Here is a 21754-nt window from a genome sequence, read left to right as displayed (position 1 = left end):
AAGTGTAATTTTTCCTCAATTCCAATGAATATTATATCATCGATTATACCAAATACCTAGCCCTTTTTTAAAATTTATATTTGAAAACTATAAATTTAATTTTTTTATTTGGAAAATAAAGATTTTTGTATTTATAGTTGACAATTTTAAAGTTTTATGTTATAATTTTTTCAAAATAACCAGACAGTCTTTAAAAATATCATAACAACATAAAAAATACTAATAGGAGGTCCTAATATGCCTAAATACCGCTTATCCAAGTGCCCTGTTTGCGGGGGTAAGTTAAATATCGTAAAATATCGCTGTGAAGAGTGTGGAACTGAAATATCTGGTAACTTCGAATTAGAAGAATTTGCTCAATTAACAAACCAACAATTAAATTTTTTGAAGATTTTTATCAAGGTTAGAGGAAATTTATCGGAATTACAAAAAGAGCTTGGTATCTCTTATCCTACTGCAAAAGCAAGATTAGAAGAAGTTGCCACAGCAATGGGGTACGAGTCTGAAAACATTGAAAGTAGAGAAAAAACCCTTGAAATTCTTGAAAAAATTGAAAAAGGAGAAATTACCCCTGAAGAAGCTAAAGAATTATTAAAAAAGTACAAAAAATAAAAAGGAGTGATTTTGAATGCAAAGGATTGATTTGAATGATGTAAAAGTGATTAAAATAAAGGCGCGAAACTTTCACGGAAGAATAAAAATTTGCCACGGTGAAACAACATATCTCGAATACCGAGATCAAGAAATCAACGTAGAAACTAGCTGGGGATTAGATAGTACAAGCATATCAATCGACATAGATTATGAAAAAGGTGACTTCTTATCAAAATTCTTTTCTTTCTCTAAAATGTTCCATGAAGTACCGATTAATTTGTCCATAGGAGATCAAGTTAACGATATAACGTTAGACTTATCCTCAGCTGATATAGAAACAGACTTGGATTCTACCAACTTATACAATTTTACGATCAAAACTCGATCAGGAGATGCATATATTAGAGGATCTAATCAAACTAAAACTTTGAAATCTTTACGGGTGGATACCGGGTCTGGGGATGTGAGTATCGACTTAAATAACAGTGAGTTGGAAGAATTGATTTTAAAAGGAGCTTCGGGAGATTTTGAAATTCACAATGTGAATATACTGAATGGTGATTTTAGTATGGCTAGTGGCGATGTTTTAGTTGAAAACTCTAAAATAGAAAATCTTAAGTTAATTATGGCTTCCGGTGATGTCTCAATAAAAAATTGTATCGTGAAAGCAGCAAACTTTAAATCAGCGAGCGGTGATATCTCTGTAGATTCTCTAGATAAGAATTTTTATTGTACGGTAAACACCGCTTCTGGAGATATAGATCTAATAGTTCAAGGAAAAGAAAAAATTTATTTAGAAGCTCCAATACACAGGTTTTCATCATCGATTAAATCAAACGTTGATTTAGTTCAACGTAGTGATTCTTCTACTCTTCCCAAAAAAAGAGTTTTAAAAATTAATGTAATGAGTGGAGATATTCGTATTAGAGGAGTAGCACCTCATGGGGAAGTCATAGAAGAAATGGGAAAAGAAAAAAGTGAGGATTTTTCAAAAGGTGATGAATTCCTAACCATTGAAGAAAAAAAGATTTTGTCTTTATTAAAAGAGAAAAAAATTTCTCGATCTTTTGCCATAGAACTTTTAAAAGAGTTGGGATACTCTGAAGAACTAGCAGATAAATTTTTGAAAGATAGGGGGGAATAATAATGGAAGGAAGAATAATATTAATCGCGTTAGGTATTTTAATCTTTTTATCAGTTATTTTCAACGAATTCTTAGTAAGTTTCAACTTGATAGAATTCTTTTTTACAGTTATTTTTCTAGGATCCGGACTAACTTTTTTCAGAAAAAGAAATGTAGGAACTTTAGGAAGTCTAATATTTGGAATAATACTGTTGCTTGACACATTTCAGTTGTTCCCCACCTCACTAAATTTTTGGGAACTGGTTCTATTGATGATCGCATCGTATATTATTGCTGTTGGATTTAAAGGACTATTCCATATAAGAAAGCCTCACTTAAAGATTAACAAATCAATAATATCAGAAAATCTTCCACCTAAATTTACAGGAAATATACTTGACTTGTCAACAGACGTAGACTGGAGCTCTCTAAATATTGACTCTTCTAAGATAGATACACCTGTAAAAGTCAAAGCTGTGATTGATAACGATATATATTCTTTTAGGCAAGAACATGACACTTCTAAAGTTGATATTTTCAACAAGCTGAAAATATCCAATGTAAAAGTACCCGAACGAGCAAAAATAACTGTATATTTAAACGAGAATATTTATTACAATTATCGTGCAGAATTGAATGTTAGTACCGCTTTTTTTGATTTAAGACAGATTAAAACACGAGAAGTAAGAATCAAATCAACTGCATCTAAAATTACTTTGATCCCTTCTCAAAAAGATAATACCTCAGTTGACGTGGACTCTGAAGTTTCATCGATAAATATAAAATTGCCTCAAGATGTAGCTTTAGTATTGAACCATATCGGAGATTTGAACTTCAAAAATTTCGGACGAATGTACCAAAGAGAAGATGGAACTTATGTTTCTGATAATTTCTCAGAAGCATCTTACACCTGTTATCTGAATATTTCTTCAGAGATTTCACATCTAAATGTGGAATTTATATAATTAATCTTTATTTCTATATAAATTCACATAAAATTTAAATAGATCAGGTAATTTTTTGAATCGATGGGGCTCTTCAAACATTCTGTACAACCATTCTAATCCAAGTTTTTGAAAGAAAAGAGGAGCCCTTTTTGTTACTCCAGCGAAAACATCAAAGCTGCCACCAACTCCCATCATAAGCTTTGCTTGTAACGCTTCATAGTTTCTGAAAATAAAAGATTCCTGTTTTGGAATTCCCATTCCTACAAAAAGGAGATCTGCTTTGCTATCATTAATTTTTTGAACTACTTCTCTTTCAGCATTTATATCAAAATACCCATCATGAAATCCAACAATATTTACACGGAACATTTTCTCAATTGCTTGCGCTGCTAGTTTAACCACGTCTTCTTCTGATCCAAGTAGAAATATTTTATAATTACTCATTTGAGAAACTTCTAACAAATACTTCATTGTATCTATACCAGGGCATCTTTCCGTCTCAATACCTTTCTTTTTGAGTAATTTAACAATCCCCACTCCATCAGGAATGGAAAAAGACGCTTTGCTAATGACTTTAGAATAATCGTTACCCTTCAAATATTCCATATACATCAACGCATTTAAAGTAACTATCCAAAGTTTCTCTTTTTCGATTTGGTCTTCAATATAGGAATAAATATCCTCTTGGCTTCCATAAATCATTGGGATATCTTTTAAAAGGAACTGTCCAACCAATACTTTCACCTCTAACTACTATTTCGAGTCGAAATATTGTATCACAAATAAATTAGAATTTCCATAAAAATATTATACAAATAAAAGGCTGAGATAAGAAAAATGTTTACACTATAAAAACAAAAATTGACGTTTAATTAACCAAATTCCTTATCTTTCATTGTATAATACTTTGAACTTCGATGAAAACTTCTCAAAATTAGGAGGAAGGATCATGGAAAAAACTTTACTTAGCCAAGACAAAAATGTTAAGAAATACCTTTTCAAATTTTCCAAAGAAGAAATTGAAAAAATAGAAGATCAACTCGTTCGAGAAATTAATCAGCATTACACCTTTGAAGGATTTAGAAAGGGTAAAGTTCCTAAACAGGTTATTAAGTTGCGCTTAGGTCCCGATTTCAATAATATGTTGTTAGAAGAAGCCGAACATGAGCTGGATCACAAAATCAGAGAAGAAGAAAAGTTGCTCTTCCCAATTATTATTGAATCAAGAGCTCAAGATGTGGAACACACAGAATTTGAAGTCTTGCTTCACACCTATCCTGAAATTATAAAAACAGAATTTGAAAATATGACGGTTAAAGTCCCTGAATCTAAAGAAGTGGTTGAGGACTTTGTACAAAGAAGATTGAATGATTTACTTGAGAGCAATGCAATATTAGATCCAAAAGAAGAACCAATACAATATGGAGATTATGTAAGAATAAATTATGATTTAGTAGATGAAAACGATGAAATTATCAAATCTGATGAAGAAGAGGAAATAATAGTAAGAGAAGACGATGAAAGAGAACTCGTTAAAAAAATCATCGGGAAAAAAACCGGTGACGAATTTGAATTAGAAAAAGAAGATCAAGGTAAAAAAGTTATTCAAAAAGTCCGAATCACGCAAGCTTATACTAGAAGATTGCCCGAATTAAACGATAATTTTGCAAAAGAGCTGAATATTGAAGTAGAAACATTGAATGAGCTGAAAGAGATGTTGAAAAAAGAAGGAGAACAAGCTATTAAAAATTGGCAGGATGAATTTGTTATTAACTATATCTTATCGGAGTTACCAAATTATGTTGATATTGATATTTCTGAAGAGAGTTTAAATTATTATATTGATTCGACTATAAACGATCTTAAAAACAAGGATAAATACGAAGAAAACTTGAAAAAATTCGATAATGATGAAACCAAATTGAGAGAGGAAATCAAAAAGAGTGCTTTGAATTGGATAAAAGAGATGGTCGTCATCGAAAAACTATCATTAGAAAACGATATAAAAGTGGGGAACGAAGAATTGTCACAAGAGATCAAGAACTTCTCAACTATGTACGGTTTACCTTTCTCGCGCGCTCAGGAGATAATAAGTTCAAATGCTGAACTATCAAATGAAATCCTGTGGAACAAATTAAGAGAAAAAGTGGCCCAATTCATCAAAGAGAAAGTACAAATAGTTGAAATATCAAAAGAAGAGTTCGAAGGCAAAAATGTTACCCTAACCGAAGAACAAAAAGAAGCAAAAGTTAATACTGATAATGAAGAAAGTGAAGAATAAACTAGACAAAATTGGAATTATATGATAAAATACATTTGAAGTTGAAGGGGACGTGGTGAAGTTGGTTATCATGCCGGTCTGTCACACCGGTGGCCGCGGGTTCGAGTCCCGTCGTCCCCGCCAATTTGGCAACGTAGCCAAGGGGTCAAAGGCGGCGGTCTGCAAAACCGCTATTCGAGGGTTCAAATCCCTCCGTTGCCTCCATTGTAACTAAGTTATCCCTGTGTATCACCTCTTCAGGACCAACGTTTTCTTTGAATGAGAGTATCTCATGAGACTTTTTGCCGATTATTTCTTTCAATTCCTCAGAAGAATAGTTTACCAAGCCCTTTCCAATATTTTCTCCTTTTTTATTGGATACTACCACTAGATCTCCGATGGAAAAATTGCCTGATAAACTTATTATTCCTACAGCTAACAAACTTTTACCTTTTAAAAGTGCCTCGTGTGCACCATTATCAACAATCAACTCACCTTTTGGCTTCAAGCTGAACTGAATCCATCTTTTCCTTTTGCTCATCTTTTTACCTTTAGGTAAAAAAGTTGTACCAATGTTGAACTGCCTATGTTCAATATTATCAACAGCTTTTGTGATAATACCATCTTCATAAGAAGGGAGAATTGTTAAAGGTATTCCTGAGGCAATGGAAATCTGAGCTGCTTTTAATTTTGAACTCATTCCTCCAGTACCAAGTTTACCACTCTTTCCGTTGGCAAGAATTTCAAGCTCTGGGGTAACCTCTTCAACAATATTTATCAATGATTTCGGGTTAGTCAAATCTTTCAACAATCCGGGAATATCTGAGAGAATGATCGATAAGTCTGCTTCCAACAAACTTGCAACTTGAGCAGATAAAACATCATTATCACCGAATTTAATTTCATCTGTCGTTACTGTATCGTTTTCATTTACAATAGGTATTACATCATTTTCTAAAAGTGCAGTCATAGTATTGTATGCATTTAAATAACGATGACGATTAGAAAAATCTTCAGCAGTTAAAAGTATTTGAGCTACTTTAATTTTTTTAACTGCAAAAAGTTCACGATATTTGGAGATCAACACACCTTGACCAACAGCTGCGCAAGCCTGCTTTTCAGAAAGAGAATAAGGTTTGTAACGGTAACCTAATTCACTTTTACCTGCGGCTATAGCTCCCGATGAAACGATGATAATATCTTTTCTCCTTTTGATCTTTAATACAGCTACTTGCTCGACGATTTTATTCATCCTACCAACATTTATTCCGTTCTCATCAGCTATAGAGCTACTACCAACCTTTATGACTATCTTATTGAATGTATTTTTCAAAAAAATCACCAACTATTCAATCCAAAAATGAAATAATTTTATTTTTTATCGACTCTATGTTACCTTTTCCCCCTAAATCCGGTGTTAAACTATCTATATCTTTAATCGTTGCAGAAATAGCATTTTGGAGTTTTTCTGCTAATTCATTCAATTTCAAATAATTTAGCAACATAATGGAGGAGTTTAATATAGCGATGGGATTTGCTATACCCTTATTGGCTATATCTGGGGCACTTCCATGGACCGCTTCAAAGATCGCAGCATCCTCGCCAATATTAGCAGCTGGAGCAAGGCCCAATCCTCCTATCAAACCTGCTGCTAAATCGGAAAGGATGTCTCCATACAAATTGGGAGCAACAATTACATCATATTTTTCGGGATTCAAAACCAACTGCATAGACATATTGTCAATGATCTTTTCTTCGTACTCTATTTCAGAATATTCTTTTGCTACTTTTCTAGTAGCTTCCAAAAATAAGCCATCTGTAATCTTTAGAATGTTTGCCTTATGAACAGCTGTAACTTTCTTTCTTTTGTTTTCTTTTGCATATTTAAATGCAAAATATGCGATTTTTTCACTTGCATTTTTTGTTATGACTCTAACAGTACAAGCTGTATCGTCAATCTTGTACTCGATCCCTTTATACAGACCTTCGGTATTTTCTCTCACCACAACCAAATCGACGTTATCGTATTTAGTAATCAGGCCTTCTAAACTTTTAATTGGTCTTAAATTTGCATATAGATTTAACTTTTCTCTGAGGGTAACGTTCACACTTCTAAATCCTTTACCTATAGGAGTAGTTATAGGACCTTTCAAGGCTATTTTATTCTTCTTGATCGAATCTATCACATAATCAGGTAGAGGAGTTCCATATTTCTCAATTACCTTCTCTCCTGCCTCTACTAAATCCCAGCTAATTGGAGCGTTCATATGTTCAAAAATCTCGACAACTACAGAGATTATTTCTGGACCTATTCCATCTCCGGGAATCAAAGTAACTGTATACATATAATCACCTACTAGTCTATTAATTCTAAAGTACCGTATTTTTTGTAATAATTAACCAAACCCCCACTTTGTAAAATCTTTAACATCACTTTGGGAAGGGATTTAATCTTCAAAACCTCATCTTTTGTATGATTCTTGACTATACCTTTTTCCAGATCAACTGTCAATAAATCACCCTCATCTATATTATCAGTTGGGACCTCAACCAAAGGTAAACCAATATTTATAGAATTTCTGTAAAATATACGGGCAAAAGAAGTCGCTATCACCGCACTGATACCAGCATGTTTTATAACTAAAGGAGCTTGTTCTCTAGAAGAACCACAACCAAAATTTTCACCTGCAACTATGAAATCACCCTTTTTGATTTCATTATAAAAATTTGGCCTCAGATCCTCCATCAAATGAACGGACAATTCGTCCATATCGATGGTACTAAATTTGTATTTTCCAGAGATAATGTAGTCGGTGTTTACATCGTCTCCAAATTTATGAGAATAACCTTTTATTTCCATTATTTATCCTCCCGTTCAAAAAATTAATTATCACAAATATTTACGCGGATCTGCTATTTTACCCTCAATACAAGAAGCTGCCACTGTAGCAGGTGATCCCAAATAAATGAAAGCTTTGTTGTTTCCCATTCTTCCTTTGAAATTTCTATTTGCTGTAGAAATTACATTCTCTCCATCAGAAGGTACTCCGTTGTGTGTGCCAACACAAGGTCCACAGCCTGGGGCAACCACTGTCGCTCCTGCTTGAACTAAAGTTTGAATTATTCCCTCATTCATAGCTTTTAATAAGGTGTCTTTAGACGAGGGAGCCACAATGAGTCTAACACCATTATGGATTTTTTTGCCTTTTAATATGCTCGCAGCAATCCTTAGATCTTCAATTCTTCCGTTAGTACACGTACCTAACAAACCTTGATGTATAGGAACACCTTCAACTTCACTAATTGGACTAACATTATCAACGGCATGAGGTTCAGCAATTTGAGGTTCTAAATCACTGACATCAAATTTATATATTTTTTCATACTTTGCACCTTCATCTGGTTCGTAACTTTTAAATGGTTTATCAGTTCTTTCTTTTACCCAATTTTCAGCTTTTTCGTCAAGTTTCATCAAACCAACTTTGGCTCCCATTTCCACAGACATATTAGAAATAGTAAATCTTGCCTCAACTGATAAATTATCGATAACTGGACCCTCGAATTCCACAGCCTTGTAGGTCGCTCCGTTAGCGGTTAGATTCTTTACGATATACAACGCGACATCTTTAGAATAAACACCTGTTGACAGTGAACCTTCTAAAACAATTTTTACACTTTGTGGTACCTTAAACCATAACTTACCACTTGCCATAGCTATAGCCAAATCTGTGGAACCAACACCAGTAGAGAAACAATTTATAGCTCCATAAGTACAGGTATGAGAATCAGCGCCTATTACAATTTGTCCAGGTAAAGCATGACCTTTTTCGGGAATTAATTGATGGCATATACCCTCGCCGATATCGTAAAACTTCGTACCATAGTTGTTACTAAAATCTCTCATCAATTTATGTAAAGCAGAGACTTTTTCACTTGGGCTAGGTGCGTTGTGGTCTATTATGAAGGCTACTTTTTCAGGATTCGCAACTTTTTTTGCTCCAACATTTTCAAAAGTTTTAATAGCCAATGGAGTGGTACCGTCTTGCCCCATCATAAAGTCAACATCAACTATCACTATTTCCCCAGCTTCAACATCTCTTCCCAAATGATCACTGAATATCTTTTCAGATATTGTTTTGTAAGTTGACATCCTTTATCTTTTCCTCCCTCATCTCGTTGTATAGATAGATTAACTCTTTATCGAATAGGCTTCTTTTGAGTTGAACAGATAGGGATCTTACCCTTTTTAAAATCTCTTCTGCTTCTTCTGGAGTTAGATCTATTTCGTATTCTCTGAACTTTGCAACAATAGCGTTCCTCCCCGAATGTTTTCCAATAAGTATCTGTCTTTGTAATCCTACCTCCTCTGGAGTGAAAGATTCGTAAGTTTTTGAGTCTTTAAGGACACCGTCTGTATGAATGCCAGACTCGTGAGCAAAAACATTATGGCCTACAATTGTTTTTGATAAGGGAAGAACCCTTCCTGAAGCCTTAGAAACATATTCACATACTTCTTTTAGTAAGTGAGTTTTTATTCCCAAATCATTTTTGTAAATGTATTTAAGAGCCATCACCACTTCTTCTAAAGCAGCATTCCCTGCCCTTTCTCCTAACCCATTTACCGTAACACCAGCATACTTAGCACCCGCTCTTATACCTGCCAATGTATTTGCAGTAGCTAAGCCAAAATCGTTGTGAGTATGCATCTCAATATTTATACCAACTTCGTCTATTATTCTTCTGATATGTTCGTAGATCGAAAATGGTTCCATCATACCAACGGTGTCGCAGTATCTTAACCTGTCTGCTCCTGCCTCTTTAGCCTCTTTGGCAAACTTTATAAGAAAATCCATATTACTTCTTGAAGCGTCTTCAGCGTTTACAGAGACGTATAAATTGTGTTTTTTGGCAAATTTTGTAGCATCAACCATGCTTTTTAATACCCAATCCCTATCTTTTTTTAATTTGTGTTTGATATGAATATCTGAAGTGGAAATAGAAATAGCAACCGCATCAACTCCACAAGCTATAGATTCTTCAATATCCTTAATAACTGCTCTATTCCAGCCCATAATTGAAACCCCTAAGTCTAATTTGCAGATCTTCTTTATGGCTTCCTTTTCATCTCCACCCATCGTGGGAATCCCTGCTTCGATCTGATAGACACCTAAATCTGCTAACATCTTTGCTATTTGGACCTTTTCTTCATTGGCAAATACTACCCCGGCAGTTTGTTCACCATCTCTTAAAGTTGTATCAACTATATATACGTTACTCACGTTTTTTGTACGTTCTTCTTTCCATTAGATTTAGAAGAACCGTACCCTCCCTCCTTTCAGTTTTCAATGTCTCGTAACTCGAAACTTTCTATAGCGTCTTTAAATTTTTTAAATTATACATTAAATTTAAAGATATATCAAGTTCATGGAAAAATTCTTATTACATCAAGCCCCTTATTTTCAGGCAGCCCAAACATTAAATTCATATTTTGTACCGCCTGACCGCTGGCTCCTTTCATTAAGTTATCTATGGCAGAGATAATTATTAAAGTGTTTGTACGCTCATCAATTTCAAAACCTATTTGACAAAAATTCGATCCAGCTACACTTTTAGTAGAGGGATACTTTCCGGGTTTAAGAATTTTTATAAAATAATCATTTTTATAAAATTCTTGATAAAGATCATACACATCCTCCAATGTTATATCTGATTCCAAATTACAATAAATAGTACTTAAAATTCCTCTTGTCATCGGAACAAGATGTGGGGTAAAAACAACTTTCACATCTTGCTCCATTATTTTTGATAGTTCTTGCTCTATTTCTGGAATATGCCTATGTTTGGCAACTTTGTACGGTTTTGTATTTTCGTTACATTCTGAATATAAGTTACTAAATTTAGGTTCATGTCCAGCTCCTGATACCCCTGACTTACTATCAATAATAATGTTTTTATCAACCACAACTCTATTTTTTAAAACTGGGGCCAATGCTAAAATCACACTAGTTGGATAACAACCAGGATTTCCAACAATTTGTGAGTTTTTTACCTTTTCTCTATATAACTCAGTTAATCCGTAGACTTTATGGTATTTATCGTATTCTATTTCAACGTTTGAACCATACCATTTTTTGAAGAAATTAAAGTCATCAAAACGAAAGGCAGGCCCCAGATCTATCAATTTCTTGCCCGCATCAATCACCATTTTGCCTACTTCAAAGGTTAATTCGTGAGGTAAAGTTGAAAATATTACATCACAAATAGCAACAGCTTTTTTAAAATCATCCCCCTCTAATATCTTGTCACAAAATCCTGATAATCCTGGATAAACTTCTGAAATTAATTGGGATTCAAAGTGTTTTGAAGACAAATAAGTTATCTTTGCGTTAGCGTGTTTCGATAATATTCTAATTAATTCTATGCCGGTGTATCCCGTTGCTCCAAGTATACCTACCTTCATATTTCTGCCTCCCATCGTGCTGCCCCAATTGTTTTACGGCTTTTTAGAATATTCTTTACATCTAAAACTTCATAGACATCTTCATCTATAAACTGACAAAAGTTTCTAAATTCTGCTATATTCAGCTCTTCTAAAGGGACATTTTTTGTTATAGCATATACAACTAATTTTCCAACTATATCATGAGCTGTTCTAAAAGGGATTCCTTTTTTGACCAGATAATCTGCTAGATCCGTTGCATTTAAATAGCCAAATTTTACCGCCTCTTCCATCTTTTTCTCATTCACACGCATGGTTTCCAACATACCTATAAATACCTTTAAACAGCTTTTCAATGTATCAACAGTATCAAACATAGGTTCTTTATCTTCTTGCATATCTTTGTTATATGCTAGGGGCAAACCTTTCATAGTTGTTAAAAGGCTAAACAAATTTCCATATACTCTACCCGTTTTACCCCTTATTAATTCAGAAGAATCCGGATTTTTCTTTTGTGGCATTATACTACTTCCCGTAGAATATTTATCACTCAATTCCACAAAATTAAACTCTTGTGTAGACCAAATTACGATTTCCTCCGAAAATCTACTTAAATGCATCATTATTAGAGAAGCTATGGACAAAAATTCAATGATGAAATCCCTGTCGCTTACTCCATCCATACTATTTAGCGAAACTTCTTTAAATCCTAACAGCGATGCCACATACATTCTATCTATATCGTATGATGTTCCTGCTAAAGCGCCTGAACCTAAAATTAATACATTCACTCTTTTCAGAGAATCTTCCAAGCGATTTATATCTCTTCTAAACATCTCTACGTATGATAATAAATGATGGGAAAATGTGATAGGTTGAGCTCTTTGCAAATGTGTGTAACCGGGCATAACTTTGTTTTTGTATTTTTTGGAAAGTTCTAATAAAACAGAATTCAATTGTTCTAGTAAATCTATAATTTTTAATATTTCATCTCGTAAGTACAATCTTTCATCTGTTGCTATTTGGTCGTTCCTACTTCTTGCTGTGTGAATTTTTTTACCAACGTCTCCTATCTTTTCAACTAACATTTGCTCTACCAATGTGTGCACATCTTCTACCATTGGAATCTCTTCAAACTTTTCTTCTTTTATTTCTCTTAACGCCCTTTCGATTTGTTCAAACTCTTCGTCAGTAATTATTTTTGCCTTTTTCAACCCTTTCGCATGGGCTAAAGAAGCTTCTATATCGTAGGGCAATAATCTGATATCGACATTTATCGATGAATTAAAAATTTCCATATCTTCTGCAATTTTTTCTTTAAACCGACCACCCCACAATTTCATTGTTCTCCTCCTACAGTCGTTTTGTTATATTTTTGATTTTCAACAAAATGCTTCATCTGATAAGCTCTCATCTTCAAAGGTAGACCAAACAAATTTATAAAACCTTCTGCATCCTTTTGGTCATAAATCTTATCTTCTCCAAATGTAGCTAACTCTTCGTTGTATAAGGAATATGGTGAACTTAATCCTGCAATTATAATGTTCCCTTTGTAAAGTTTCAATTTCACAACACCGGTAACAACCTTCTGCGTTTCATCAACAAAAGCATCTAAACTTTCTTTCAACTGAGAGAACCACAATCCATTATAAACAAGATCCGCGTACTTTTGAGCTACTATATCTTTGAATCTTAACGTTTCCTTGTCAAGTACCAAGCTTTCTAGTTCCTTGTGTGCCGTATAGAGTAATGTCCCTCCTGGAGTTTCATATACCCCTCTTGATTTCATTCCAACTAATCGATTTTCTACAATATCTGCAATCCCTACACCATATATCGATGCGATTTCATTGGCTTTCTTGATTAATTCTACTGGAGAAAGTTCCTCTCCATTTATCTTTACCGGAATTCCTTTTTCAAATTCTATGCTTACATATTCAGCAACATCGGGTGCTTTTTCAGGTGGAGTAACCATATCGAATAACTCAGGTTTTGGTTCGTTCCAAGGATTCTCTAAATTTCCTCCTTCATGGCTTATATGCCATATATTTTTATCTACACTGTATATTTTTTCTTTGGTTATAGATATTGGAATTCCCTTTTTTAGGGCGTAGGTGATTTCTTCCTCCCTAGACTTAATTTCCCATATTCTCCAAGGAGCAATAATTTTAATAGAAGGATCTAATGCTTTGATAGATACCTCAAATCTTACTTGATCGTTACCTTTACCCGTGCAACCATGGGCAATAACATTTGCACCTTCTTGGTGAGCAATCTCAACCAATTTTTTTGCCATTAGAGGTCTTGCAAAGGATGTTCCTAACAAGTATTTACCTTCATATATTGCTCCAGCTTTTAAGGTTGGATAAATATAATCGGTTACAAATTCTTCCACAACATCTTCTACATAAACCTTACTTGCACCACTCGAAATAGCTTTTTTCTTGATAGCATGAGTTTCTTCTCCTTGACCAACATCAATACATACTGCAATAATTTCACAATCATACTTTTCTTTTAACCATGGTATGATTACAGATGTATCTAACCCTCCTGAATATGCTAACACTACCTTTTCCCCGGTTTTCATAAATGACTCACCTCTTTTTTGATATTTGCAGATTATGATAACAATCTACATATTCGTTCAAGGACTGTACATTATTTTTCGTCATTCTGCTATTCTTTGTTGCTTCAATTGATTTGTGAGCTGTTTCCAATGCTGTAAATAACGGAATGCTATTTTCTAAGCACGTTCTTCTCAGCTTGAATCCAAAGTTGGATACGTTCTTCCCTTTTGAAGGTAAATTAATAACCATTGAAAAATATCGTTTTTTTACTAACTCTAATGATTTTTCATGATCTATCTCTTTTATTTTAATATCCATTAATTTGAAAGCTTCAGCTGTCCCACTAGTTCCCCACAATTCGTATCCACAGCTTTGAAGATATTTGACAAAACTTTTACTCCAACTCACAACTTTTTCGGGAAATGATAACAGTACCTTACCTGTAGAAGGAACATCCAAATGAGCGCTTTTAAAAGCCTTATACAACGCATTATGATAGTCGAAATCGATGCCAAGCGTTTCCCCTGTGGATTTCATTTCAGCACCTAATGCTACTTCAACACCTGGTAATTTCTCTAAGGAAAATATTGGTGCTTTAACCACCGTATATGGAACTTTTGGATAAAAAGGTTCATAATAGCCAAGTTCTTTCAAGTTATTACCTAATGCAATTTCAACCGCGAGTTTTATCATAGGGATTCCTGTTACTTTACTGATTATTGGGACAGTCCTAGAGGCCCTTGGATTAACTTCAATAACGTAAACTTTTCCCTCTTTAACAATAAATTGAATGTTTATTAAACCTTTAACGTTCACCGCTTTTGATATTTTTTCAACGCATCTCACAATTTCTTTCTCTTCTAATTCAGACAAGCTTTTGGCAGGAAATAAAGCAAAACTATCACCTGAATGAATTCCAGCTTTTTCAATATGTTCTATTATTCCAGGAATTAATACGTCTTCTGCATCAGAGACAGCATCAACTTCAACTTCTATCCCTTCTATGTATTCATCTATTAGCACTGGTCTAAGTGGTGATAAATCTAAAGCATGTGATAAATACTCAAATAATTCATCTACGGAATTAACCTTTTCTATAGATTGTCCCCCTATTACATATGAAGGTCTAACTAAAAGAGGAAACCCTATACGTTTAGCAATTTCTCGAGCTTCATCAAATGAAGTAGCGTACCCTCCACGAGGTTGGTTGATCCCTAACTTTTTCAACAGTATCGAAAATCTTTTTCTATCTTCACACAGATCAATACCCTCATATGATGTCCCCAAGATTCTGATCCCTTGTCTTTCGAGTTCTTCGCTTAGGTTCAAAGCAGTTTGCCCTCCAAACATGATCATTGTTCCCATTGGTTCTTCTTTTTCTATGATATTCAAAACATCTTCTTGAGTAAGAGGTTCGAAGTACAATCTATCACCTGTATCAAAATCTGTACTGACGGTTTCAGGATTATTGTTTATGATGATTGATTTGATACCTTTTTCTTTTAATGCCAATAGAGCTTTAACTGTACAATAATCAAACTCCACCCCTTGTCCAATTCTTATCGGTCCTCCACCTATAACTATGACTTTTTTTATGATGTTGTGTACCTCTATTTCGTCCTCTTCACCATAAGTTGAGTAGAGATATTGTGTTACTGAATCAAACTCCGCTGCACACGTATCAACCATCTTGTATGATGGGATAATGCCGTAGGATTTTCTCAATTCTCTCACTTCATTTTCTTGTATACCTTTTAATTCAGATATTTCTTGATCTGAAAAGCCAAGAACCTTTGCTTTAAGTAAAAGGTCATAATTTAATTGGGAGGTACTAATAATATTTTCGAAATCGACGATGTTCTTTATTTTTTCTAAAAACCAGTTATCTATATTAGTTAATTTATGAATATCTAAAACCTCATAACCTCTTCTAAGTGCTTCAGCAATATGAAATAATCTTTTTTCGTTTGGGATGCGTAAATGTTCTACTAATTCTTCATTACTCTCTTTTTGCACCTCTTTAATTCTCAAGCCTTTAATTTTCATATCAAGGGAGCGAACTGCCTTTAATAAAGAACTTTCAAAGGTACGTCCAAGTGCCATCGTTTCCCCGGTGGATTTCATTTGCGTACCTATTTTTTTATCAACTTGATAAAACTTATCAAAAGGCCATCGTGGAATCTTTGTTACAACATAATCTAAAGATGGTTCAAAAAAGGCAGTTGTTTTTCCGGTAACTGGATTTTTTATCTCATCCAAAGAAAATCCTAACGCAATTTTTGTAGCAATTTTAGCGATAGGATACCCCGTTGCTTTGGATGCCAAAGCACTGGATCTACTCAAACGAGGATTCACTTCAATAACTCGATATTCTTTGTTAGAAGGATTAAGAGCAAACTGAATATTGCAGGCACCTTCAATCTTTAAAGCTTTTACTATCTTAAGGGATGAATCCCTTAACATTTGATGTTCTTGATCTGTCAACGTTTGAGAAGGGGCAACAACTATACTATCCCCAGTGTGAATTCCAACAGGGTCAAAATTTTCCATATTACATACGGTGATGCAATTATCAAAAGAATCTCTAACCAACTCATATTCGATCTCTTTCCAACCCAATAACGATCTTTCTATTAAAACCTCTCTCATCATGCTCTTTTTCAGTCCATTCTCCACAAATTCTATTAACTCTTGTTCGGTGTAAGCAAAGCCACCGCCTGTTCCTCCTAAAGTGTATGCTGGCCTGATTATCAAGGGATACCCAACTTTGTTAGCAAAATTTAGGGCTTCGGATACTGTTGACACAGTGAGGCTTTCAGCGATAGGTTCTTCAATTTCTTGCATTTTTCTTTTAAATAATTCTCTACTTTCTGCTATTTTTATGGATTCAACTGACGTTCCCAATTCTTGAATATCGTACTTATCGATAATTCCACTATCTTTAAGTCTGATAATTAGATTTAAGCCTGTTTGGCCTCCCAGTGTTCCTAAAATCCCATCGGGTTTTTCTTTCTCTATAATGGAAATTAAAGTATCCATTTCGAGGTTTTCCATATAAACTACATCTGCTATTTCTGTATCAGTCATAATAGTTGCAGGATTGTTGTTTACCAATATTACTTTACATCCTTCTTCTTTTAAAGATTTACAAGCTTGGGTTCCTGAATAATCGAATTCTGCAGCTTGACCTATTATTATTGGTCCAGAACCTATAACTAAAACACTTCTTATTTCGCGTTTTTTTGGCATTGTTGACCTCCCCGGAAGTATGTTTTTAGTTTCCATAGATTGAATCTTTGATTTTTTTAAAAATAAATGTTGTATCGTGAACCCCAGGCCCACTTTCTGGATGAAATTGAACGGTAAAAATGGGATACTTCTTGTGCATAATTCCCTCGATACTATGATCGTTTAAATTGATGTAGGTGATTATTAGATCTTTGTTTTTCACTGACTCTTTTTCAACCATATAACCGTGGTTTTGAGAAGTGATATAACATTTATTATTCAATAAATTCTTCACAGGATGGTTGGTACCTCTATGACCAAATTTCATTTTTACAGTATTAAAACCCAACGCCAAAGATATTATTTGATGACCCAAACAAATCCCAAAAAGTGGTTTCTCACCTATAAACCCCTTAGCTAAAAGTATTGCTTCTTTTGCCATTTTTGGATCACCGGGACCATTGGAGAATAATACTAAATCTGGTTGAATCTTATCTACATCACTTTTAGTACTGTTATATGGAAAAACGTAAAGATCGTATCCTTTAGATTTGAGCTGGTTTACTATATTTTTCTTAACTCCCAAGTCTATTAAGGCTATCTTTGGACCGTTCCCTTGAATTCTATAAATTTCCTTTGTTGAAACGCAATCAAGTAAGTTCTCCGTGGAAGTTGAAACTTCCAAAGAATAGTCTTGGGTGGCTATTACACCATACATACTTCCTTCTGTCCTTAACTTTTTCGTAAGGGCCCTTGTATCCACTTTATTTAAAACTGGAACATCATATTGGTCTAAATAATCTAAAAGTGAATACTGAGATGTGTGATGAGAGGGAAATTGACAGTAATCTTTAACTATCAAACCTTTGATGGTGGGTCTTTTTGACTGTAAATGCTCCAAATTTACACCATAATTTCCGATCAATGGATAGGTCATTACCAGTATTTCTCCTGCATACGAAGGATCCGTTATTGATTCCTCGTATCCAGTCATAGACGTGTTAAAGACAACTTCGCCTTGTCCAAAATCTTTTTTACTTATAATTTCTCCTTCAAAAATGGTAGAATCGTTTAACTTTATAAATCCTTTCATCTTAATACCCCATTTCTAAAAAAACTTCTTCGAGAATATTCATACCCTTGGCTATCTCATCTTTTGTGATTATAAGAGGAGGAACGAATCTTAAGACATTGTGGTTTAAAAGATTTATCAAAAGTCCTTTTTCCATAGCTTTTTTTACTATATCACTGCCATCTTCTATGTCTAACTTGACTCCAATCATCAAACCTTTTCCCTTAACCTTATCAATTATCGAATGTCTTTCCTTCATTGCTAATAATTGACTTTTGAAAAATTCACCATTTTTCTTCACAGTATTCAGAAAAGATTCTTGTGCAACGTTTTTCATAACAGCTATGCCAACTGCACAGGCTAACGGGTTGCCACCAAATGTCGATCCATGATCCCCTGGTGTAAATACGTCAGCTTTTTCATTCACAACAAGCACACCGATGGGGAAACCACCACCTAAGGCTTTGGCAAGAGTCATAACATCGGGTACCACTCCAGAATGTTCATAACTAAAAAGTTTTCCAGTTCTTCCTATCCCTGTTTGAACTTCGTCAAAAATCAAAAGAAGCTCGTTCTCATCACAAAGTTTTCTAACTTGTTGAAGATATTTATCTTCTGCTTCGTTTATTCCCCCTTCACCTTGAATAACTTCTAACATTACAGCACATGTATTTTCATCAATGGCCGACTTTAATGAATTTATGTCGTTGTACTCTACGCTTTCAAATCCTTCCAAAAGAGGCTCGAAGTTCTTGTGATATTTTGGCTGGGCTGTTGCCGCCAATGCACCGTAGGTTCTTCCATGAAATGAGTTCTTTGCAGTTATGATTTTGTATCTTCGCCCATTGTATTTAGTATTTCCATATTTTCTTGCCAACTTAATTGCAGCTTCGTTCGCTTCAGTTCCGCTGTTACAAAAGAAAACACTTTTCCCAAACGATTTTTCGCAAATCATCTTGGCTAACTGTATTTGATTGATATTCCAATATAGGTTAGAAACATGAACTAATTTGTCAACTTGAGATTTTACAGCTTCTACAACTACAGGGTGAGAATGGCCCAAAGCATTAACAGCGATCCCAGCTACAAAATCTAGGTACTCTTTACCGTTTTCATCCCAAACCTTTATACCTTTCCCTCGAACTAAAGTTATAGGAAATCTTGAATAAGTATTCATTAAATACTTTGTATCTTCAGAGATTGTCATTATCGTAAACCTCCTTCGCTATCATAGTTCCCACACCTTTGTCTGTGAATATTTCTAAAAGTAAAGCATGGGAAATTCTTCCATCTATTATATGCGCCCTTTTAACTCCATCTTCTAACGCTTGGATGCAACATTTTAACTTGGGAATCATTCCACCAGTTATGAATTCAGAATTCAATAAATCCTTTGCTTCGCTGTATGACAATCTTGAAATCACACTTTCTTCATCTTCTTTGTTTTTCAAAATACCTTCTACATCTGTCAATAAAACAAATTTATCCGCCTTCAAAGAGGAAGCGATCTTACCTGCCGCTATATCGGCATTAACGTTATAAGTTTTCCAATCTTTCCCAATGGCACAAGGAGCGATTACTGGGATATAATCTTTTTCAGTTAAATTCAAGATTACTTCCTTATTTACATTTATTAACTTACCAACATAACCCAAATCCCCTTGGGACAAATCTTTTTCTGCCAACAATAAATTTGCATCTTTCCCACTCAATCCAACAGCATTTCCCCCTATTTTATTTATCAACGATGTAATCTCTTTATTTACCTTACCAACCAACACCATCTCTACTATTTCCATAACTTTTTCATCAGTTACCCTTAATCCGTTTACAAATTTTGTTTCTATATTCAAACTCGCAAGCATTTTATTGATATCTGGCCCTCCACCATGAACGACAACAGGATTTAGCCCAACATATTTCATAAGTACGATATCTTTTGCGATCATCGATTTAATTTGTGGATCTTTCATGGCATTACCACCAAACTTGATAACAGCTATACTTCCAGCAAATTTTTTTATGTAAGGTAACGCTTCGACCAAAACTTCCGCTTTAGATATCTCATCGGAAAACTTTTCAGCTTTTATCATGTTCTGTACCCTCCATTTATTTCTACATATTTGGAAGTAAGATCACAGCCCCAAGATGTAGCACACTCTTCACCATCTTTTAAATCTAAAATAATTTTCAATTCTTTCTCACCTAAAATTTCTTTTGCTTTAATTTCGTTAAACTCAATAAAATGGCCATCTTGACAAAGTTGAATCTTTCCCACGCAACTTTGAAACCAGACATCTACCTTATCGGGATCAAAGTTTCCCCCTGAATAACCAGCGGCCGCTAACACCCTTCCCCAATTAGCATCCTCTCCATGAATTGCTGTTTTGACTAGATTAGACTTGGCTATGGACCTAGAGATCAATTTAGCATCTTCTTTCGTCTTTGAGTTTTTTACTTGTACCTCTAAAAATTTAGTAGCCCCTTCTCCATCTATCACAATTTTTTTTGCCAAATTTTCAACTACTTCATAAAGTGCTTTCTGAAATAATTTGTAATCGTGAGAAAATTCAGTAATTTCCTCGTTCTTTGCTTGCTTATTAGCCAAAATAAGAACCGTATCGTTGGTACTCGTGTCACCATCAACCGTTATCATATTGAAAGAATCATCTACAGAGTGCTTTAGGGCTTTATTTAAAGCTGATTTAGTAATGTTTGCGTCTGTCAATATGAAAGATAGCATTGTAGCCATGTTGGGATGAATCATGCCTGAACCTTTGGCAATCCCAGTTATTGTAATCTTTTTACCTCCAATCACTACTTGAGTAGAATTAATTTTTGGAAAGGTATCTGTAGTCATTATTGATTCGGCAAAACTTAAAAGATCTTCAGCTGATAAATCAGTATTTTTTGAAAATGATTCTATGCCGTTTAAAATTTTTTCAATTGGTAATGGAACCCCTATAACTCCCGTTGAACTGACAAATACATCTTCTGATTGTAAATTTAATATCTGAGCGGTCTTTTCTGCCATACTTATTGCATCTGAATATCCTTTTTCACCAGTGCAAGCGTTGGCGTTACCACTATTCACAATGACAGCCTGTATTTCGTTATCCTTAATGTTCTTCATACTCAAAATAACTGGAGCCGCTTTAACTTTGTTCGTTGTAAAAACAGCCGAGGCATTAGCCTTTTTTTCTGAGTATATCAGTCCTAAATCTTTTTTGAGCTTCTTGATTCCACAGTGAATCCCCCAGACTTTGAAACCCAAAGGTAAAACAATATCTTCTTGAATTATTTCAGTACTTTCCATACATTAACCTCCCTCTAATTTTTTACTTAATGTATTTATAAACTTTTAAAAAAAAACGGCTACATCTTAAAAGATGTAGCCGCATGGATTAAAACTCAATTAGGAGAATAACCATCTCCCAACCTCATAAGCACCCATTACCGATGCTTATGATCCACCGGCTACATGGGCGCCTCCTATCGTTATTTAAATTTATTTGATTATA

At 34.4% G+C, this 21754-nt stretch carries 17 protein-coding genes, 2 tRNA genes and 1 pseudogene; 6 read left to right on the top strand and 14 right to left on the bottom strand.

Annotated elements, in window-relative coordinates:
* Positions 1–237 precede the first annotated feature (237 nt).
* From AA80_RS08340 to AA80_RS08330, 3 genes are read left to right on the top strand one after another with little or no spacing between them, the layout of a single operon-like run.
* Positions 238–612: a DUF2089 domain-containing protein gene (locus AA80_RS08340; protein WP_103877317.1), complete on the top strand. Its 375-nt coding sequence runs from the start codon at positions 238–240 to the stop codon at positions 610–612.
* A gap of 16 nt (positions 613–628) precedes the next feature.
* Positions 629–1738: a DUF4097 family beta strand repeat-containing protein gene (locus AA80_RS08335; RefSeq protein WP_103877316.1), complete on the top strand. Its 1110-nt coding sequence runs from the start codon at positions 629–631 to the stop codon at positions 1736–1738.
* Positions 1739–1740: 2 nt separating this feature from the next.
* A complete protein-coding gene (locus AA80_RS08330; protein WP_103877315.1) occupies positions 1741–2682 on the top strand; it encodes a hypothetical protein in 942 nt (313 codons plus the stop codon).
* On the opposite strand, the gene AA80_RS08325 is transcribed toward AA80_RS08330, so the two are convergent.
* A complete protein-coding gene (locus tag AA80_RS08325; protein WP_233186872.1) occupies positions 2683–3408 on the bottom strand; it encodes a WecB/TagA/CpsF family glycosyltransferase in 726 nt (241 codons plus the stop codon).
* 205 nt (positions 3409–3613) lie between these two features.
* Here AA80_RS08325 and AA80_RS08320 point away from each other — a divergent pair, with 205 nt between their 5' ends.
* From AA80_RS08320 to AA80_RS08310, 3 genes are all read left to right on the top strand, one after another.
* Positions 3614–4945 (top strand): trigger factor, encoded by a 1332-nt coding sequence (locus AA80_RS08320; protein WP_103877313.1) that lies wholly within the window; start codon positions 3614–3616, stop codon positions 4943–4945.
* A gap of 46 nt (positions 4946–4991) precedes the next feature.
* Positions 4992–5068, top strand: a tRNA-Asp gene (locus tag AA80_RS08315).
* Between the two features lie 4 nt (positions 5069–5072).
* Positions 5073–5149, top strand: a tRNA-Cys gene (locus AA80_RS08310).
* Positions 5150–5165: 16 nt separating this feature from the next.
* On the opposite strand, the pseudogene proB reads toward AA80_RS08310, so the two are convergent.
* The 13 genes and pseudogenes from proB to argJ form a co-directional block, all read right to left on the bottom strand.
* Positions 5166–6266 (bottom strand): annotated as a pseudogene (gene proB, locus AA80_RS10520) (glutamate 5-kinase); the annotation flags it as partial.
* A gap of 7 nt (positions 6267–6273) precedes the next feature.
* Positions 6274–7269 (bottom strand): isocitrate/isopropylmalate dehydrogenase family protein, encoded by a 996-nt coding sequence (locus tag AA80_RS08300; RefSeq protein WP_103877312.1) that lies wholly within the window; start codon positions 7267–7269, stop codon positions 6274–6276.
* Between the two features lie 11 nt (positions 7270–7280).
* The gene (locus tag AA80_RS08295) at positions 7281–7784 is read right to left on the bottom strand and encodes a 3-isopropylmalate dehydratase small subunit (protein WP_103877311.1); all 504 of its coding nucleotides are present in this window, start codon (positions 7782–7784) and stop codon (positions 7281–7283) included.
* A gap of 30 nt (positions 7785–7814) precedes the next feature.
* Positions 7815–9074 (bottom strand): 3-isopropylmalate dehydratase large subunit, encoded by a 1260-nt coding sequence (locus AA80_RS08290; RefSeq protein WP_103877310.1) that lies wholly within the window; start codon positions 9072–9074, stop codon positions 7815–7817.
* Complete coding sequence (gene nifV / locus AA80_RS08285) at positions 9049–10203, bottom strand: homocitrate synthase (protein WP_103877309.1); 1155 nt, start codon at positions 10201–10203, stop codon at positions 9049–9051. The genes AA80_RS08290 and nifV overlap by 26 nt, the downstream gene beginning before the upstream one ends.
* A gap of 143 nt (positions 10204–10346) precedes the next feature.
* The gene (argC, locus tag AA80_RS08280; protein ID WP_103877308.1) at positions 10347–11384 is read right to left on the bottom strand and encodes an N-acetyl-gamma-glutamyl-phosphate reductase; all 1038 of its coding nucleotides are present in this window, start codon (positions 11382–11384) and stop codon (positions 10347–10349) included.
* Positions 11381–12706, bottom strand: a complete 1326-nt coding sequence (argH, locus tag AA80_RS08275; protein ID WP_103877307.1) for an argininosuccinate lyase — start codon at positions 12704–12706, stop codon at positions 11381–11383. Before argH ends, argC begins: the two co-directional genes overlap by 4 nt.
* Positions 12703–13953 carry an argininosuccinate synthase gene (locus tag AA80_RS08270; protein ID WP_103877306.1) on the bottom strand — a complete coding sequence of 417 codons (1251 nt, stop codon included), beginning with the start codon at positions 13951–13953 and terminating at the stop codon, positions 12703–12705. Before AA80_RS08270 ends, argH begins: the two co-directional genes overlap by 4 nt.
* A 7-nt stretch (positions 13954–13960) precedes the next feature.
* Complete coding sequence (gene carB, locus AA80_RS08265) at positions 13961–17182, bottom strand: carbamoyl-phosphate synthase (glutamine-hydrolyzing) large subunit (RefSeq protein ID WP_103877305.1); 3222 nt, start codon at positions 17180–17182, stop codon at positions 13961–13963.
* A 25-nt stretch (positions 17183–17207) separates the two neighbouring features.
* Positions 17208–18254, bottom strand: coding sequence for a glutamine-hydrolyzing carbamoyl-phosphate synthase small subunit (carA, locus tag AA80_RS08260; RefSeq protein WP_103877304.1), 1047 nt, complete (start codon positions 18252–18254; stop codon positions 17208–17210).
* 1 nt (position 18255) lies between these two features.
* Positions 18256–19440: an acetylornithine transaminase gene (locus AA80_RS08255; RefSeq protein WP_103877303.1), complete on the bottom strand. Its 1185-nt coding sequence runs from the start codon at positions 19438–19440 to the stop codon at positions 18256–18258.
* Positions 19427–20326, bottom strand: a complete 900-nt coding sequence (argB, locus tag AA80_RS08250) for an acetylglutamate kinase (RefSeq protein WP_103877302.1) — start codon at positions 20324–20326, stop codon at positions 19427–19429. The genes AA80_RS08255 and argB overlap by 14 nt, the downstream gene beginning before the upstream one ends.
* Positions 20323–21519 carry a bifunctional glutamate N-acetyltransferase/amino-acid acetyltransferase ArgJ gene (gene argJ, locus AA80_RS08245; RefSeq protein ID WP_370445637.1) on the bottom strand — a complete coding sequence of 399 codons (1197 nt, stop codon included), beginning with the start codon at positions 21517–21519 and terminating at the stop codon, positions 20323–20325. Before argJ ends, argB begins: the two co-directional genes overlap by 4 nt.
* Between the last annotated feature and the right edge of the window lie 235 nt (positions 21520–21754).

The sequence above is a fragment of the Petrotoga sibirica DSM 13575 genome, assembly GCF_002924625.1.
GTDB lineage: Bacteria > Thermotogota > Thermotogae > Petrotogales > Petrotogaceae > Petrotoga > Petrotoga sibirica.
This window is presented reverse-complemented; position numbering and strand designations above follow the sequence as displayed.

Excerpts from the sequence above, each read along its gene's own strand:
- argC (WP_103877308.1), bottom strand. The coding sequence starts at position 11,384 with ATGAAGGTAGGTATACTTGGAGCAACGGGATACACCGGCATAGAATTA.
- carA (WP_103877304.1), bottom strand. The coding sequence starts at position 18,254 with ATGAAAGGATTTATAAAGTTAAACGATTCTACCATTTTTGAAGGAGAA.
- AA80_RS08270 (WP_103877306.1), bottom strand. The coding sequence starts at position 13,953 with ATGAAAACCGGGGAAAAGGTAGTGTTAGCATATTCAGGAGGGTTAGAT.
- AA80_RS08340 (WP_103877317.1), top strand. The coding sequence starts at position 238 with ATGCCTAAATACCGCTTATCCAAGTGCCCTGTTTGCGGGGGTAAGTTA.
- AA80_RS08335 (WP_103877316.1), top strand. The coding sequence starts at position 629 with ATGCAAAGGATTGATTTGAATGATGTAAAAGTGATTAAAATAAAGGCG.
- AA80_RS08300 (WP_103877312.1), bottom strand. The coding sequence starts at position 7,269 with ATGTATACAGTTACTTTGATTCCCGGAGATGGAATAGGTCCAGAAATA.
- AA80_RS08255 (WP_103877303.1), bottom strand. The coding sequence starts at position 19,440 with ATGACAATCTCTGAAGATACAAAGTATTTAATGAATACTTATTCAAGA.
- argB (WP_103877302.1), bottom strand. The coding sequence starts at position 20,326 with ATGATAAAAGCTGAAAAGTTTTCCGATGAGATATCTAAAGCGGAAGTT.
- argH (WP_103877307.1), bottom strand. The coding sequence starts at position 12,706 with ATGAAATTGTGGGGTGGTCGGTTTAAAGAAAAAATTGCAGAAGATATG.
- AA80_RS08320 (WP_103877313.1), top strand. The coding sequence starts at position 3,614 with ATGGAAAAAACTTTACTTAGCCAAGACAAAAATGTTAAGAAATACCTT.
- AA80_RS08330 (WP_103877315.1), top strand. The coding sequence starts at position 1,741 with ATGGAAGGAAGAATAATATTAATCGCGTTAGGTATTTTAATCTTTTTA.
- carB (WP_103877305.1), bottom strand. The coding sequence starts at position 17,182 with ATGCCAAAAAAACGCGAAATAAGAAGTGTTTTAGTTATAGGTTCTGGA.
- AA80_RS08290 (WP_103877310.1), bottom strand. The coding sequence starts at position 9,074 with ATGTCAACTTACAAAACAATATCTGAAAAGATATTCAGTGATCATTTG.
- AA80_RS08295 (WP_103877311.1), bottom strand. The coding sequence starts at position 7,784 with ATGGAAATAAAAGGTTATTCTCATAAATTTGGAGACGATGTAAACACC.